The sequence below is a fragment of the Streptomyces galbus genome (genome assembly GCF_005280195.1).
Lineage (GTDB): Bacteria > Actinomycetota > Actinomycetes > Streptomycetales > Streptomycetaceae > Streptomyces > Streptomyces galbus.
The window spans coordinates 107934-123373 of sequence record NZ_SZPR01000017.1; the positions used below are offsets into that span (position 1 = coordinate 107934).

12 protein-coding genes are annotated in these 15440 nt (G+C 73.7%); 8 read left to right on the plus strand and 4 right to left on the minus strand.

The features are described 5' to 3' along the window. Positions 1 to 31 precede the first annotated feature (31 nt). Both E4U92_RS19980 and E4U92_RS19985 read right to left on the minus strand, forming a co-directional pair. Positions 32 to 553 (minus strand): DUF3761 domain-containing protein, encoded by a 522-nt coding sequence (locus E4U92_RS19980; RefSeq protein WP_229862835.1) that lies wholly within the window; start codon positions 551 to 553, stop codon positions 32 to 34. Positions 554 to 760: 207 nt separating this feature from the next. Beyond that, positions 761 to 3406, minus strand: a complete 2646-nt coding sequence (locus tag E4U92_RS19985) for a ligand-binding sensor domain-containing protein (RefSeq protein ID WP_137301804.1) — start codon at positions 3404 to 3406, stop codon at positions 761 to 763. 257 nt (positions 3407 to 3663) lie between these two features. Here E4U92_RS19985 and E4U92_RS19990 point away from each other — a divergent pair, with 257 nt between their 5' ends. Together E4U92_RS19990 and E4U92_RS19995 are read left to right on the plus strand one after the other, a co-directional pair. After that, complete coding sequence (locus tag E4U92_RS19990; RefSeq protein WP_373311577.1) at positions 3664 to 4434, plus strand: isoprenyl transferase; 771 nt, start codon at positions 3664 to 3666, stop codon at positions 4432 to 4434. A gap of 128 nt (positions 4435 to 4562) precedes the next feature. Then, the gene (locus E4U92_RS19995) at positions 4563 to 5996 is read left to right on the plus strand and encodes an acyltransferase family protein (protein WP_137301806.1); all 1434 of its coding nucleotides are present in this window, start codon (positions 4563 to 4565) and stop codon (positions 5994 to 5996) included. A 243-nt stretch (positions 5997 to 6239) separates the two neighbouring features. Here E4U92_RS19995 and ku read toward each other — a convergent pair whose 3' ends face one another. Continuing rightward, on the minus strand, positions 6240 to 7337 hold the full coding sequence (gene ku / locus E4U92_RS20000; protein ID WP_137301807.1) for a non-homologous end joining protein Ku: 1098 nt from the start codon (positions 7335 to 7337) through the stop codon (positions 6240 to 6242). 86 nt (positions 7338 to 7423) lie between these two features. On the opposite strand from ku, the gene ligD reads away from it, so the two are divergent. Further along, positions 7424 to 8305, plus strand: coding sequence for a non-homologous end-joining DNA ligase (ligD, locus tag E4U92_RS20005; RefSeq protein ID WP_137301808.1), 882 nt, complete (start codon positions 7424 to 7426; stop codon positions 8303 to 8305). Positions 8306 to 8521: 216 nt separating this feature from the next. Here the strand turns inward: ligD and E4U92_RS20010 are convergent, their stop codons facing one another. Next, on the minus strand, positions 8522 to 9328 hold the full coding sequence (locus E4U92_RS20010; RefSeq protein ID WP_137301809.1) for a nuclease-related domain-containing protein: 807 nt from the start codon (positions 9326 to 9328) through the stop codon (positions 8522 to 8524). Positions 9329 to 9606: 278 nt separating this feature from the next. On the opposite strand from E4U92_RS20010, the gene E4U92_RS20015 reads away from it, so the two are divergent. The 5 genes from E4U92_RS20015 to E4U92_RS20035 all read left to right on the plus strand — a co-directional run bounded on the left by E4U92_RS20015 (position 9607) and on the right by E4U92_RS20035 (position 15399). Then, positions 9607 to 10431: a hypothetical protein gene (locus tag E4U92_RS20015; RefSeq protein WP_137301810.1), complete on the plus strand. Its 825-nt coding sequence runs from the start codon at positions 9607 to 9609 to the stop codon at positions 10429 to 10431. 98 nt (positions 10432 to 10529) lie between these two features. Next, complete coding sequence (locus E4U92_RS20020) at positions 10530 to 11711, plus strand: sensor histidine kinase (RefSeq protein WP_137302006.1); 1182 nt, start codon at positions 10530 to 10532, stop codon at positions 11709 to 11711. Between the two features lie 153 nt (positions 11712 to 11864). Further along, entirely contained in the window at positions 11865 to 12464 is a 600-nt protein-coding gene (locus E4U92_RS20025) for an SH3 domain-containing protein (RefSeq protein WP_229862829.1), read from the plus strand. 66 nt (positions 12465 to 12530) lie between these two features. Then, positions 12531 to 13895 carry an FtsW/RodA/SpoVE family cell cycle protein gene (locus E4U92_RS20030; protein WP_174863946.1) on the plus strand — a complete coding sequence of 455 codons (1365 nt, stop codon included), beginning with the start codon at positions 12531 to 12533 and terminating at the stop codon, positions 13893 to 13895. Between the two features lie 46 nt (positions 13896 to 13941). Then, on the plus strand, positions 13942 to 15399 hold the full coding sequence (locus E4U92_RS20035) for a penicillin-binding transpeptidase domain-containing protein (protein ID WP_137301811.1): 1458 nt from the start codon (positions 13942 to 13944) through the stop codon (positions 15397 to 15399). Positions 15400 to 15440 lie beyond the last annotated feature (41 nt).

Here is a 15440-nt window from a genome sequence, read left to right on the forward strand (position 1 = left end):
CTGTCGTGCGCGTTCCGCATGCAGTGGTTGGTTAGCGGTAGAAGATCGCCACCCCGCCATGGTGCGAGCAGGCTCCCTGGTGGTGGGCTGCGTAGGAGTACGTGCCGTCGTTGCACTTGGCCGTTGCCCCGTTGCCTGCGGAGTTCCCGTCGTCCGACGAGCTGGAGCCGCCGCCGGTGGACGACGAGCCGCCCGTCGATGAACTGCCGCCGCCGCTCGTTGAGCTCCTGGTCGGGGCGTGGGCCGTGACGGTCACCTTGACCTTGACCGTCTTCGTCACCGTCGGTGCCGGTGCCGGCTCGGCCGTCTCTGTCACCGTGGCCGTTGCGGTGACCGTTGCCGTGGCTGTCGGCCTCGGTTGTGCCTTGTCGTCGGCGACCGTCTTCGTCTCGGTCGGCTTCTGGTTGTCGGCTGCGCCGGCGCCCACTCCGATGAGGAACGCGACGCCCACCGCCGGCAGTACGAACCGTTTGCGGGCCCACTTGGGTGCCGGGCGGGGCGTTGGCGGAACGGGTGGTGGCTGGAACGGTGGTTGTGGCTGGTAGTAGCTCACAGGCCCCCCCTGTTGAAGTACTTGAAGGGGGAAACTATCTAGGCTCGCGCGCCACATGTGAGGGAACGGTGGAGAACGTGACTTACTTGTGACGTCGTGCGGGCGGTCCCGCCTCGGCCGGCCGGCCCTCAGCCGGGATCTGCACCCCCGCTGAAGGCCGGCCGTTGCCGAGCGATGGTGCCCCCCTCGCTCAGGCTTCGCCTCGCGTCAGCCCAGTTCCCCCACCCCCACCGACCAGATCCCCCGGCCGTGCGTCGCCGCGTACAGGGTTCTGCCGTTCGGGCTCAGTTTCAGTTGGAGTACTGCCGTGGCCGGGAGCGTGCCTACGCGGTGCCAGCTCGTGTGGTGCGGGGCTCGGTAGACCACTCCCAGGTCCGTGGCCACCGCCAGGCCGCCGTTCGGGGTCAGCAGGGCCGCGTTCGTGGGGACGTCGGGGAGGTCGGCGGAGATGTCCTTCCATGTTGTGCCGCCGTCCTTCGACTCGAAGACGTGGCCCACCCCTGCTCCCGGGCCCTCCGTCCAGTGGCGGGAGAAGCCGTTGACCGCCAGGATCACGTGGTCGGCGTTCCTCGGGTCCACGGCGAAGCCGCTGAGGTAGCGGTTGGGGATCGTCGCGTCGGTGGGGAGGGTGAGGTCGTGCCAGCCCGTGCCGTCCTCGTTGCCCACGGCGATGCCCCGGGCGAAGCCCTGGTTGTTGCAGGGGCCGCACCAGGCCGCATAGACACGGCCGTTGGAGGCCGCCACGGCTGTCGCTGCGCGGCCCGCGCCCAGGTCGTGGACGTTCTTCCACTCCGTGCCGCTGCGGATGGCGTAGCCGTGGCTCTGGACCCAGATGTGGCGGCCGCCCGCGATCCACGTCGCGCTGTCGGCCGTGTCCGCGGCCAGGGGCGCCACGAAGCGGGCCTCGCTGGTGGCGTTGTCCGGTGGGGCCACGTTGTAGGACGTCGCCTTCGTGGGGTCGGTGGTCCAGCTACCGTCGTTCTGCGCGCAGTTCTGGGTCACCTGGACCGCCAGGTAGACGTACTCCTGGGCTATGTTGCAGCCGTTCTGCGGGTCCGTGAGGGTGTCGGCGCCGTCGCCGCCGAAGTTCGAGCCCATGACCCGGTCGTTGCCGCGCAGGATGGACTGGCCGTTGTCCTGGAGGCCGCCGGTGATCGCGAGGCCGCCGTTCTCGCGGTCCTTGCCGATGCCGACCGAGTAGTACTGGAGGGTGTCGATCGTGCCGTCGTTCAGGGACGTCCAGTCGGTGGCGTGGCCCGCGGCGTCCTGGGTGCCGTTCACGGGGCGGCGGTAGGCGCCGCCGTCGTTGCCCACGTACAGCCAACTGCGGCCGTGGTAGCGGCCGATCGCCACGCCGTGCTGGTCGGGGTGGGTGGTCTGGTGGCAGGCGCCCGTCTGGCGGCCAGGGTCGATGCTCCAGCAGGAGAAGGGGAAGTTCCAGTACGGGCCCACGGCGGACCAGGTGCTGCCGCCGTCCTTCGTCTCGAAGACTTCCTCGAGGCCCGCGTACACGTGCTTCGGGTCGCTCGGGTCGACGGTGAGGAACTGGTTGTACCAGGCCTGGATGCCCGGCATGTAACCCGGTTCCGTGAGTGCTGAGCCGCCGGCCGCCAGGGCCTTGTGGTCCGCGATCTTCGTCCACGGGCCCGTCGGGGAGCCGGACGCCGAGACGAAGATGCCCTCCAGGGCGCTGTCCGGGTTGGTGTCGAGCTGTTCCGGCGACTGGTCGATCGCGTAGTAGCGCGAGCCGTCGGCTGAGCGGGCGAAGGTGACGTTGCCGACGCCCGCCGCGTCCGTGGGCAGGTCGCCCATGCCGCTGGTGATCCGGGTCCAGGTGCCGCGCACCTTGGTGTAGAAGCCGTTGTAGTCGTCACCGCTGCGCCAGCCGACCGCGAGCACGACCCTGCGCGGGTCCTTCGGGTCGATCGCGATGTCGTTGGTGAGGTTCTTGTACGCGGCGGACTCGTCGCCCGCCTTCGGGCCGCCCGGCAGGTAGTCGGGGTTGGGCGCGAACTCCAGGGTCCACGGGCCGGAGAGCTTGGTGGTCGAGTGGCTCCACACGCCGGCGCTGGTGGCCGCCCACACCCGGCCGCCGCCGAAGCGGAGGTGGTGGATCGTGGTGGACTCCAGCTCCTTGCCGCCGACGCGGTCGCGCGTGGTGAAGGTGCCGTGGTGCGGGTGCGACAGGACGTAGACGCCGCTGCCGAGGTAGGCGTCCGCGTTGGTGGTCGCCTCGCCGGTGCCCAGCCACAGCCGGCCGGCTCCGTCCAGCTCGAGCGCGCCGGTGGACTGGGAGGGGAGCCGGTCGCTGAGCGGCTGCCAGTGGCCGCCGCCGGTGCGGGAGCGCCAGACGCCGCCGCCCGCGCTGCCCGCGTACACGTAACCGTCGTCGTCGGCGGCCATCGCGGCCATGCGGCCGGTCACCCGGCCCGCGCCGCCGCTGGAGTTGGAGTCGATGTCGCGGTAGCGCGGGTCGTCGGAGTCGTACGGCAGGCCGGTGACGTGCCGCCAACTGCCCTTGGTGCGGGGCAGGGCGGCCAGGTCGCGCCAGGCGGCGCCGTACGCGCCCGGTGCGACGATGCCGGGCGAGGTGCGGGCCTCGGCGTACTGGTCCGCTCCCTCGGCGATCTCGTCCGCCTCGTTGCCGTCGTCGTCCTCGGCGGCCAGGCCGGGGGTCGCGGTGCCGATGGACTGTTCGCGTGCGGCGGCCAGTCGGTCGAGGGTGCGCGGCCCGAAGGGGTCGGGGTGGCCGGTGGGCGCGGCTCCCGCGGGGAGCGCCACGCAGGCGGCGGATGCGGTGATGGCGCAGATCGTGAGCCATCGTCTCTTGCGGGTACGGTTCGGTGCTGACACCTGGTCCTCCCGGAACGGACATTGCTGCTTCGACGGGCAGTGGTGCGGCCGTCGTCGGAGACCCGACCACGCGGTGCCCGGCGCGTCCGCCATTTGGACAAGGCTTGACCGGAACCTGCCATACGGGTGAACCGGGGGCCATTCGCCCGGAACGTGGTCATATGGGCCTGCGCGTCCGTTCCCATTCGAGCGTTTCTCAAGTGGCGCTAAGGTGGGCCGCCACAAAAGCGGTTGCGCGAAGGGATGTTGGCGTGGTCTTGAAAGCCGTGCGCTCGGCCTTGGAAGCGATCTATGTGCGGCGGCTGACGCGCAAGCTGGAGGGGCGGCCACGGCCCCGGCACGTGGCCATCATGCTGGACGGCAACCGCCGTTGGGCGCGCGGTGCCGGGCACGACGACGTGCGCGAGGGCTACCGGGTCGGCGGTGCCAAGGTCACCGACTTCCTGCAGTGGTGCGCCGCCGCCGACATCCAGCACGTCACGCTGTGGATGCTCTCCGACGACAACCTCCACCGGCCCGCCGACGAACTCGGCCCGCTGCTCGAGATAATCGAGGAGACCGTGCAGCGCGTCTGCGCCGCCGAGGAGGCGTGGGAGGTCTCCGTCATCGGCGCCCTGGACCTGCTGCCGGGCGACACCGCGCGCGTGCTGAAGGAAGCCGCCTCGCGGACCACCGGGCGCGGCGGGCTCACCGTGGACGTGGCCGTCGGCTACGGCGGGCGCCGCGAGATCGTGGACGCCGTACGGTCCGCCTTCGACCGGCACATCAGCGCGGGCGGCGATCCGCGCGACCTGGCCGCGGACTTCGACCTCGAGCACATCACCGACAACCTGTACTCGCCCGCCGGTCACGACACCGACTTCATCATCCGCACGTCGGGCGAGCAGCGGCTGTCCGGCTTCCTGCTGTGGCAGTCCGCCTACGCCGAGGTCCACTTCGTCGACGTGCTGTGGCCGGCGTTCCGGCAGATAGACCTGCTGCGGGCGCTGCGGTCGTATGCCGACCGGGACCGTCGGTACGGCCGCTGACGCTCGCGTCCCGCCCACGGGCACGGGCGGGCAGGCCGGCGTGCCCGCTGTCTCGTCGCGGGCACGGCTCGGTTGCGAACAAGTGCATTGCCGCGTAGAGCCGTTGGGGCTACGGGATGCTCCCCTGCATGGAGAGGGACCGGTACGTCGACTTCCTGCGGGCCTGGGCGATCGTGCTCGTCGTCGTGGGCCACTGGGTGATCACCGGGCTGGAACGGCACCCCGACGGGACGATCGGTGCGCCGGAGTTGCTGACCACCGTGCCGTGGACGCAGTGGCTGACCCTCGGTTTCCAGATCATGCCCCTCTTCTTCCTGGCCGGAGGGCACGCGGCGGCCGGTTCGTGGGCGCGGACGCTGACGCTCGGCGGGAGTGCCGCCGGGTGGGTGGGGCGGCGTGCGGTACGGCTGCTGCTGCCGGTCGGCGTCTACTGCGGGCTGGTGCTGACGGGGCTGGGGGTCGCCGCGCTCGCCGGGGTCGACCGGGGCACGCTCGCGCTGGTGGGCTGGGCGATGGCGATGCAGTTCTGGTTCCTGCCGGTCTACCTGCTGGTGAGCGCGCTGACTCCGGTGTTGTACGCGGCGCACCGGCGGTGGGGGGTGTGGGTGCCGGTGGGGATGGGAGTGGTCGCGGTGGGGGTGTCGCTGAGCACAGCCTGGGGCTTGGACACGGGGGTGGGCCTGGGGTCGGGCTCGGGCTCGTTGCGTGCGGGGGATCTGCTCGGGTCGCTCGACTACGTCCTCGTCTGGGGCGTGGTCTACCAGCTCGGCTTCTGCTGGCGCGACGGGCTCCTCGGCGGGAGGCCGTGGGCCGGGGGTGCCCTCGCGATCGGCGGCGGGGCCGCCTTCGCGGCGCTCGTCGGGCCCGGGCCCTTCCCCGTCAGCCTGATCCTGGTCACCGGTCAGGACCCGAGCAACACCGACCCGCCGTCGGCCGCGATGCTGGCCTGGTCGGTCGGTCAGGTGGGGCTGGCGCTGCTGGCGGCCCCGGTGGTGCGCCGGTGGCTGGAGCGCGAGCGGGTGTGGCGGGGCGTGGGCCGGCTGGGGGGCCTCAGCATGACCCTCTACCTCTGGCACATGCTGCCGGTGCTGATCGTCGCGGCCGCCTTCTACCTCCCCGGCCTGGTGCCCCGGCCCGCGTTCGGCTCGGGCGCCTGGTGGGCCTGGCGGGTGCCCTGGTTGCTAATCCTCGGGGTCGTACTCGCCGGTGTCGTACGGGCGTTGGTGCCGTTGGAGCGGCGACTGGCGTCGCTGGGCGCCCGGCTGCGACCGGACGCGCGGCTCCGGCCCGGGCTGCGGGTGTGGGCCGGGCTCACCGCGGCCGTGCCCTCCCTCGCGTACTTCGCCGGCCACGGCTTCGCCCCCGGCGGCCGGCTCCCGCTGCCGGCGATATTGGGGTTGGCGGCGGGTACGGCGCTGGCGCTGGCCCCCGCCCGGAGGCGCGGACCGGGTGCGGCGCAGGGGCCTGATACGGCCCGGGGGGCCGCCGGCGGTCGGGACCACAGCCGCGCGGAGCCCGGCGGCGGGGCTGCGGTCCCGACCACCGGTGCGCCGGGGCCGTGACGACTGCCGGCTGCCCACACGCAGCGCGCCGACGGGCCGTGACGACCACCAGTGCCCGCACGCAGCCCGGCGACGGGCCAGTGAGGGCTCACGGCGGCCGCGCCGAACCCGGCGTAAGGCCGGCTCGGACGGCAGCCGATGCCGCCGCGGCCGTGACGACCACCAGTGCCCGCACGCAGCCCGGCGACGGGCCGGCACAAACGGCAGCCCGTGTCGCCGGGGCCGGACCCGTCTGAGCCGGTCTCACGCCGAGCGCTTGCGTGGCTGCGCTGTCTTCTTCGTGGTGGAGGCGGACTTCTTCGTCGTCGTGGCCTTCTTCGTGGCCGAGGTCTTCTTCGCCGCCCCCGTCGTCCTGGAGCTCGCGGAGCTCGCCGTCGATCTGGACGTCGACGTCGCCGTCTTCTTCGCGGGCTCCGCCGTCTTCGACGTCGACTTCCTCGGGGTCGCCTGGGTCTTCTTCGTGGTCGACGTCGACTTCTTGCCGCCCGTCGCCTTGGGGGCGGAGCGGGACGTCTTGCGGGGCAGGTGGCGCACCTCGGCCTGCTCCTCGGGCGCGGCGGCCTCGCCGCGGGACTCCTTGGCCGCGCGGACGCTGTTCTCCAGGGCCGCCATCAGGTCCAGGACCTTGCCGCCGGCCGGGCGGGACGGGGCCTCCGGCGGGGCCTCGCCGGCCGCCTTGGCCGCGATGACCTCCTCCACCGCCTCCCGGTACTCGTCGTGCAGGTCCGCGAGGTCCACCTCACCGAGGGTGTCCATCAGGGCGTCCGCCAGGTCCAGCTCCTTGTCGCGGACCGTCACGTCGGCGTCCGGGGCCACGCCCTCGGGCGCGCGGACCTCGTCCGGCCAGAGCAGCCCGTGCATCGCGATCGCGTCCCCGACCACCCGGAGCATCCCCAGGCGCTCCCGGCCGCGCAGCGCGTACTTGGCGATCGCCACCTTGTTGCTGCGCTTGAGCGCCTCGCGCAGCAGCGTGTACGGCTTGGCCGCCGGGGCGCCGCCCGCCGCGAGGTAGTATGCCTGGTCCATCTGGAGCGGGTCGATCCGGTCCGCCGGCACGAACGCCACGATCTCGATCGTCTTCGCCGTGGGGATCGGGAGCTGGGCCAGGTCCTCGTCGGTGATCGGCACGATCGTGCCGTCCGCGTCCTCGTACCCCTTGCCGATCTCCGACGAGGTGACCTCGCGGTCCTCCACCTCGCAGAACTTGCGGTAGCGGATGCGCCCGCCGTCCTCGGTGTGGATCTGGCGGAAGGAGATCGAGTGGCTCTCCGTGGCGTTCACCAGCTTGATCGGGATGCTGACGAGGCCGAAGGAGATGGCGCCGTTCCATATGGATCGCAACGTTCAGCACCTTTCCGGGCCGGGTCCGGTAACCCGACCCGACGACAGAGGGGCGGTTTGTACCGGTTTCGTGTGATTCTCATCGTATGACGCCGATCACAGAGGTGGAGGGGCGACGGCTGGCGCTCAGCAACCTGGACAAGGTGCTGTATCCCGCGACCGGCTTCACCAAGGGTGAGGTGCTGCACTACTACGCCACCGTCGCCGGGGTGCTGCTGCCGCACCTGCGCGAGCGGCCCGTCTCCTTCCTGCGCTACCCGGACGGGCCCGACGGCCAGCTCTTCTTCACCAAGAACGTGCCCCCCGGCACGCCCGACTGGGTCGCCACCGCCGAGGTCCCCCGTTCGGAGGGGCCGGCCCGGATGGTGCTGGTCCAGGACCTGCCCAGCCTGATGTGGGCGGCCAACCTCGTCACCGAGTTCCACACCCACCAGTGGCTCGCCCCCACGCCCGACGAGGCCGACCGGCTGGTCTTCGACCTCGACCCCGGCGCGCCCGCGACGATCGTGCACTGCTGCGAGGTCGCCCTCTGGCTGCGGGAGCGGCTGGCGGCCGACGGGATCGTGGCCTACGCCAAGACCTCCGGGTCGAAGGGGCTGCACCTGCTGGCCGCCGTGCGCGGCTCGTCGTCCGAGCAGGTGAGCGACTACGCCAAGCGGCTGGCGGTCGAGGCCGAGCGGGCCATGCCGCAGCTCGTGCTGCACCGGATGACGCGCAGCCTGCGGCCGGGGAAGGTGTTCGTCGACTGGAGCCAGAACGCCGGCCGCAAGACGACCGCCGCGCCCTACACCCTGCGGGCGCGGGCCGAGCCGACCGTGTCGGCGCCGGTCACGTGGACGGAGGTCGAGGAGTGCGGGGTGCCTGAGGGGCTGGCCTTTCAGGCGGCGGATGTGGGGGCTCGGGTGGCGGAGTCCGGGGACCTGTTGGCGCCGTTGTTCGATGCGGAGGGGGCCGGGGTGCTGCCGTAGCCGGGTGCGGGCGGCGCCTCGGCGCGCGGGTGTGCCGGGGCTGCCGCCCCCAGGCCCCCGCTACGGCCCTAGACGGGCCTCGTTCTCGAACGCCGGACGGGCCGGGAACAGCAGGGCAGACCGGAGAGCCGAGAAGCCTCAGGCCCGCGCCGGACGGGCGGGAAAGCCTCAGCGCACGACCGAGAGGCCGAAAGGCCGGGCAGCCTCAGCCACGCCTCAGCAGGCCGCCCACGTCCCCCGGTCCCGGGCCATCGCGTGCAGCGCCTCCACGTCCGCCGGCTTCAGGACCCCGCCCGTGCGGGCCAGGTCCGCCAGGTCCGTGTCCAGCAGGACCCGCACCTCGCGCAGCGGTGCCGCGACGCGGACGTCCGCCGGGCCGGCCAGGGCCAGGACCGGGCGCACCTCGGCCGTGAGGGCGTAGGAGGCGCGGTCGGCGGCGGCGCGGGCCCGGCGCAGCACCGGCTCGGGGTCGTGGCGGCCCAGGGACACCATCGGGTCGGCGACCAGCACCCGCTGCTTGCGCGCGTACAGGGTGTGCACGGCGAACAGGCCGCCCGGGCCGATGGCCAGGTGGTGGACGCGGTCACCGCCGGGGAGCGGGACGGAGTGCAGGGTGTGCCAGCCCGCCCCGTCGAGGCGGTCCAGGGCCTCGCCGACGGTCTGCTCGGCCTCCAGGGCCCGGCGCCTCGGGTCGGCGCGCAGCCGGCGGCCGTGGTGGGCCGGGTCGCGGTCGAGGGCGATCAGCAGGGCCTCGCCGGGGCGGTTGGGCGCGAGGTCGTCGTCCGGGTGGAGCGAGAGGCGGGCCAGCTCGGCGGGGGTCGGCACGGGGGGCGGGCCGACGGCCACCGGGCCGGTCAGGAAGGGGCCCAGCGCCTCCAGCACCTCGTCCCGGCGCTCGTCGCTGAGCAGGTTGACCCGGCCGGCCTCCCGGTCGTACCAGGCGATGTTCCTGCCGTCCGTGCGGCAGACGTAGAGGCGCTCCCGGCCATGGCGCCAGGCCGGTACGACGCGCAGTCCGCTCATGCACATCACCCCGACGACCATGGGACCAGGTGGGTGCTCCGGGGGCAAGAAGGCGACCGCCCCGGAGGGCGGCCGGGCGGCTACGAGCCGGGGCCGCCGGGCATCCGCGCCCCGGTCCGCCGGGGCCCGCGGCCGGCCGCGTGATCCGGCTGATACGGTCGCGCGGCGATCGCCCCGGAGACCCCCACCGGGGACCCCCACGGCCCACCGGTGGGCAAATAGGACTTCCCTCCGAATATGGTGTACGGGGCCGTCACCTCGTCGATCACAGGAGTCCCGTGTCCGTCAGCCGCCCCGTCCGGACCGGCCTCGCCGTCGCCCTGCTGGCCTCGGCCGCCGCGGCGTGCGGTGACGCGGGCGGACTGCGCGGTGCCGGGGCCACCCCGACCGCGACCAGCCCGGCCCGGCTCTGGCCGCAGCTCACCCCGGCCTCCAGCCCCGCCTGGGACATCGACGAGGCGGACACCGAGGTCGTCAAGGGTGTCACCGTGCCCGGCGACGACCTCCGCAAGGTCGACCCGGTCGCGATCGTGCGCGCCGAGATCGCCGCGCACCCCAAGGACTACCGGGGCCCTGACGCCGTCTACCGGGACACGACGGCCCGGATGGCCGCCTGCACCGGCGAATCGACCGCCGGGAAGGCCACGGACGGCACGGGCACCGGCACGAACCGGTACACCTCCGCCGGCGGCACGTGCCCCGTCCTGCAGCCCTACTACCGCGACCTGACCGGCGACGGGCACCCGGACCTCACCCTCGGCTTCCGGCTGCTGCCCGGGGACGCGCCGGACCTGACCGCCGTGCGCGTCTACACCGTGGACAAGCACCGGCTGCTGCGGGTCATGGCCTGGGAGGACGCCGTCAGCGCGGTCGAGCTGGCCGGGCGGTCGGTGATCATCCGTTCGCCGTCCGACCTCGCCGACTACGAGTACCGGCTCCAGTGGACCTGGGACCCGGAGCAGAAGGCGATGCTCCTGACCCACGACGAGATGCTCCGCACCCACCACGGCCGACGCTCCGGGCACCCCTCCCCCACGACGACCGCCGCCCCGGGCCCGACGGCCGACCCGCGCCCCGCCCCCTCCCCGTCGGTGACCCCGTGAGGGCACCCGCCCTCCACCGGTCCGCGTCCCGCCGGTCCGCCCCGCTCCCCCGCTGGGCCGGCACCCTCGCAGTGAAGTCGGCCGCCTTCATCACGGTGATGTGCTGCGCGCTCGCCGCCCTGCTCGGCGTGCTCGTGCACGTCCAGGTCACCGACCAGACCGTCGGCCAGGCCCGCGACCTCGCCCTGTCCCGGCTGGCCGACGCCACGGCCGCGTACGAGGCGGGCGACACGCTGCTGCCCGGCGCCGGGGTCGACCCCGAGGGCCTGCCCGAGCGACTGCGGAAGCTCGCGGCGGCCGGGAAGCGCGGCACGATGGTCGCCGACCACCGCGGGCAGCCCACGATGTGGGCGGCCGGTCCCGCCGACGGCGGACGCACGCTCGCCGTGGCCGTCGACTACGGCCAGCAGGCCCGCACCATCGAGGGCCTCGACAGCGCCATCCTCTGGTCGTCGGGGCTGGCGATCGGGGCCACACTGCTGGTCGGCGCCTTCGCCGTGACCCGGGTGACCCGGCGGCTGCACGCCACCGCGCTGGTGGCCCGGCGGATCACCGCCGGCGACCTGGACGCGCGCGTGGACGATCCGCGGACCAAGGACGCGAGCCGCCCCCAGGACGAGGTGGCCGCGGTCGCCGCGGCGCTGGACTCGATGGCGGCCTCGCTGCAGGGCAAGCTGCTGGCCGAGCAGCGCTTCACCGCCGACGTCGCGCACGAACTGCGCACCCCGCTCACCGGGTTGCACGCGGCCGCCGAACTGCTGCCGCCGGGGCGGCCGACCGAGCTGGTGCGCGACCGGGTGGCCGCGCTGCGCACGCTCACCGAGGACCTGCTGGAGATCTCCCGGCTGGACACCGGGCGCGAGCGCGGGGAGCTGGACACCGAGGACCTGGGCGCGCTGGCCGAGCGGGTCGTACGGGCGTCCGGCACGGACACCGAGGTGCGGCTGGCGCGGGACGCGCGCGTGGAGACGGACCGGCGGCGCCTGGAGCGCGTGCTGGGCAACCTGGTGTCCAACGCGCACCGGCACGGGCGCGCCCCGGTGGTGCTGACCGTGGACGGCCCGCGGGTGACCGTGCGGGACCACGGGGACGGCTTCCCGGAGTACCTCGTCGCGCACGGGCCGCAGCGGTTCCGCACCGAGGGGGGCGCGAAGGGGCACGGGCTGGGGCTGACCATCGCGGTCGGGCAGGCGGAGGTCCTGGGCGCACGGCTGGCCTTCGCCAACGCGGCCGGGGGCGGAGCGGTGGCCACCCTGGTGCTGCCGGAGGAGGCGGTGTAGACCGCCGGGGGCGCCCTCTCTCCTCGCCCCGCCCGTCGGCACCCTCGGGCGCCATCCATCGGCCCAATCCAGCGGGCACCCTCTCCCGCCCGCCCCTAACGTGGCGATCAGTCAGCTTTTGACACCTCACGTCCCCCTTCCTGGAGGTACGCCATGGTCGCCATGGTCCTGCGGTCCACTCTCGCCCGCCTCGCCATAACGGGTGCCGCCGGCGCCCTCGCCCTCTCCGCCTCCGTGGTCCCCGCCATGGCCGACGACGGCTGGGGCGGTGACGGACAGGGCAACGCGAACTCCCAGCAGGGCACCTCCAGCACCCAGGGCCAGACACAGGGTCAGACACAGGGCGGGGGCCAGGGCCAGGACAGCGACCAGTACCAGGGCTTGGGACTGGGCTACCAGCAGGTGCAGGCCCAGAGTCAGGGCCAGGGTCAGGGCCAGGGCCAGGGCCAGGGCCAGGGCGAAGGCCAGGGCCAGGGTCAGGGCGAAGGCCAGGGCCAGGGTCAGGGCCAGGACGGCCGTCTCACCCGCGGTGTCGTCACCGCCCGCGACGGCCTGCTGCTGCGCAGCGCGCCGACCCGGGCCAGCGAGGTGATCCGCAGGGCGCGCCAGGGCGAGACCGTGTCGATCTTCTGCCAGACGCGCGGGGAGAACGTCGACGGCAACCGGCAGTGGTACCTGCTCACCGACGGCACCTGGGCCTGGGGTGCGGCGCGCTACATCCACACGTTCGACCGGGAACCCCGTTCGTGCTGACACCCGACTGACCCACCCCCACCCCACCGAGGCTCACAAGGAACAACAATTGGGTAGGTTCCGGACATGATGTCAGCCGGAGTCGACACCGCCGTGGCGGAGCGGGCCCCCGCCCGCCCGGCACGCCTCCCCCGGCGCCGCGGCATCGAGCTCGCGCTCATCGTCCTGGCCGTCCTGCTGTCCGTGTACGGCTACTGCGCGGTGGGCCTGGCCCGCAACGGCACCCTCCCGCCCGGCGCCGCGGGCTACGGCGCCGGGCTCGGCGTGCTCGCGCTGGTGGCGCACCTCGCGGTGCGGCTGCGGGCGCCGTACGCCGATCCGCTGCTGCTGCCGATCGGCGTGCTGCTCAACGGACTGGGGCTGGTGCTCATCTACCGGCTGGACCTGGAGACGCCGGGCGATCGGGCGGCGCCCACGCAACTGGTGTGGTCGACGCTCGGCATCGCCCTGTTCATCCTGGTCGTGGCCGCGCTGCGCGACCACCGGGTGCTGCAGCGGTACGCGTACGTGTCCGTGGTCGCGGCGCTGGTGCTGCTGTGCCTGCCGATCCTGTTCCCGGCGGTCAACGGCGCCCGCATCTGGGTGCGGATCTCCGGGTTCTCCCTGCAGCCGGGCGAGTTCGCGAAGGTGCTGCTCGCGGTGTTCTTCGCCGCGTACCTGGCCGCCAACCGCAACGCGCTGGCGTACGCGGGCCGCCGGGTGTGGTTCGTGCAACTGCCCACCGGGCGCGTGCTCGGGCCGATCGTCGCGGTGTGGCTGGTCAGCGTCGGCGTGCTGGTGCTGGAGCGGGATCTCGGCACGTCGTTGCTGTTCTTCGGCCTGTTCGTCGTCCTGCTGTACGTGGCCACCGGCCGCACCGGCTGGATCGCGGTCGGGCTGCTGCTCGCGGGGTTCGGCGCGGTCGCCGTGGGGCGCTTCGAGCCGCACGTGCACGGGCGCGTGGAGGACTGGCTGCACCCGTTCGCCTCGATCGACGCGGGGCAGGGCCCGGGCCAGCTCGCCCAGTCGCTGTTCGCGTTCGCGGCGGGCGGGGTGCTCGGCACCGGGCTCGGCAACGGCCATTCGGTGCTCATCGGGTTCGCCGTGAAGTCGGACTTCATCCTGGCGACGGCCGGCGAGGAACTGGGGCTGGCCGGGCTGTCGGCGATCTTCCTGCTGTACACCCTGCTCGTGGAGCGCGGCTACCGGGCGGGGCTGTCCCTGCGCGAGCCCTTCGGCCGGCTGCTCGCGATCGGGCTGGCCTCGCTCGTGGCGCTCCAGGTGTTCGTGATCGCGGGCGGGGTGACGGGGCTGATCCCGCTGACCGGCATGGCGATGCCGTTCCTGGCGCAGGGGGGTTCGTCGGTGGTGACCAACTGGACGATCGTGGCGCTGCTGATCCGGGTCAGCCACTCGGCGCGCCGCCAGTACGACGGGGAGCCCGCCCCATGACCGTCGCACAAGAGTCGTACGGCGCGGTGCGCCCCGAGGAGGCCCGGTGACCCGGCACATCCGGTACGCGGCCTTCTTCTGTGTGCTGCTGCTCGCGGCCCTGCTGGTGAACGCCGCGCGGGTGCAGGTGGTGCAGTCCCCGGCCTACGACGACAACCCGGCCAACCGCCGCGCGACGATCGCCCGTTACGGCCAGCCGCGCGGGAACATCCTGGTCGGGGGCCGCCCGGTCACCGGCTCCCGGGACAGCGGCGAGCAGCTCCGCTACGAACGCACCTACGTGGACGGCCCGTTGTACGCGCCGGTCACCGGTTTCGCCTCGCAGGAGTACGGCCGCACGCTGCTGGAGGCCACCGAGGACGGTGTGCTGTCGGGCTCCGACCCGCTGCTGGCGCCGCTGCCGCTGCTGAGCGACCTCACCCGGGCGCGGGCGGCGGGCGGCGACGTCGTGACCACGCTGGACCGGGAGGCGCAGCGGGCGGCGTACGAGGGGCTCGCGGGGCGCAAGGGCGCGGTGGCGGCGGTGGACCCGAGCACGGGCCGGGTGCTGGCGCTGGTGTCGAGCCCGTCGTACGACCCGGGCGAGCTGTCGGGGAACGGCGCCGGGGCCGCCCGGGCGTGGGCGCGGCTGAACGCGGACCCGGACAAGCCGATGCTGAACCGGGCGGTGCGGCAGACGTACCCGCCGGGGTCGACGTTCAAGGTGGTGACGGCCGCGGCGGCGCTGGACGCGGGGGTGATCAGGAACCTGGACGCGCGCACGCGTTCGCCGGCGCCCTACCGGCTGCCGGGGACGACGACCCGGCTGGACAACGAGGGGGACGGCTGCCGGGACGCTCCGCTGCGGGAGGCGTTCCAGTGGTCGTGCAACACGGTGTTCGCCAAGCTCGGCGTGGATGTCGGGGTGGCGCGGATGGGGGCGACGGCGGAGGCGTTCGGATTCAACGACGCCGGGCTGCGGATCCCGTTCGCGGTGGCGCCGAGCACGTTCGACACCACGGTGGACAAGGCCCAGTTGGCGCTGTCGTCGATCGGCCAGTACAACACCCGGGCGACGCCGCTGCAGATGGCGATGGTCGCGGCGGCGGTGGCCGAGGGCGGGCAGTTGCGCCCGCCGTACCTGGTGGAGCGGACGACGCGGCGCAGCGGTTCGACGGTGGCGGCGGCCGGTCCGCGGCCGGCGCGGCAGGTGGTACAGCCCTCGACGGCGCGCAAGCTGCGGCAGTTGATGGAGGACGTGGTGCGGGAGGGGACGGGGCGCAAGGCGGCCGTCCCGGGGGCGACCGTGGGCGGCAAGACCGGCACGGCCCAGCACGGGGTGGGCAACTCCGGCCTGCCGTACGCCTGGTTCGTGTCCTGGGCGCAGGCGGACCGCGACATGGAGCCCAAGGTGGCGGTCGCAGTCGTGGTGGAGGACGCCTCCGCGGACCGGGGGGACATCACCGGCGGCGGGGTGGCGGCGCCGATCGCGCGAGCGGTGATGGAGGCGGTTCTCGACCCGTGAGACGGGGGCTGCCGCGGCGCGGGGCACCGACCTACCGTTCG

Coding starts and splice junctions, on each gene's coding strand:
- E4U92_RS20010 (WP_137301809.1), bottom strand. CDS start 9,328: ATGAGCGGACTGCGCGTCGTACCGGCCTGGCGCCATGGCCGGGAGCGC.
- E4U92_RS20020 (WP_137302006.1), top strand. CDS start 10,530: ATGTGCTGCGCGCTCGCCGCCCTGCTCGGCGTGCTCGTGCACGTCCAG.
- ligD (WP_137301808.1), top strand. CDS start 7,424: ATGACGCCGATCACAGAGGTGGAGGGGCGACGGCTGGCGCTCAGCAAC.
- E4U92_RS20030 (WP_174863946.1), top strand. CDS start 12,531: ATGATGTCAGCCGGAGTCGACACCGCCGTGGCGGAGCGGGCCCCCGCC.
- E4U92_RS20025 (WP_229862829.1), top strand. CDS start 11,865: ATGGTCGCCATGGTCCTGCGGTCCACTCTCGCCCGCCTCGCCATAACG.
- E4U92_RS19995 (WP_137301806.1), top strand. CDS start 4,563: ATGGAGAGGGACCGGTACGTCGACTTCCTGCGGGCCTGGGCGATCGTG.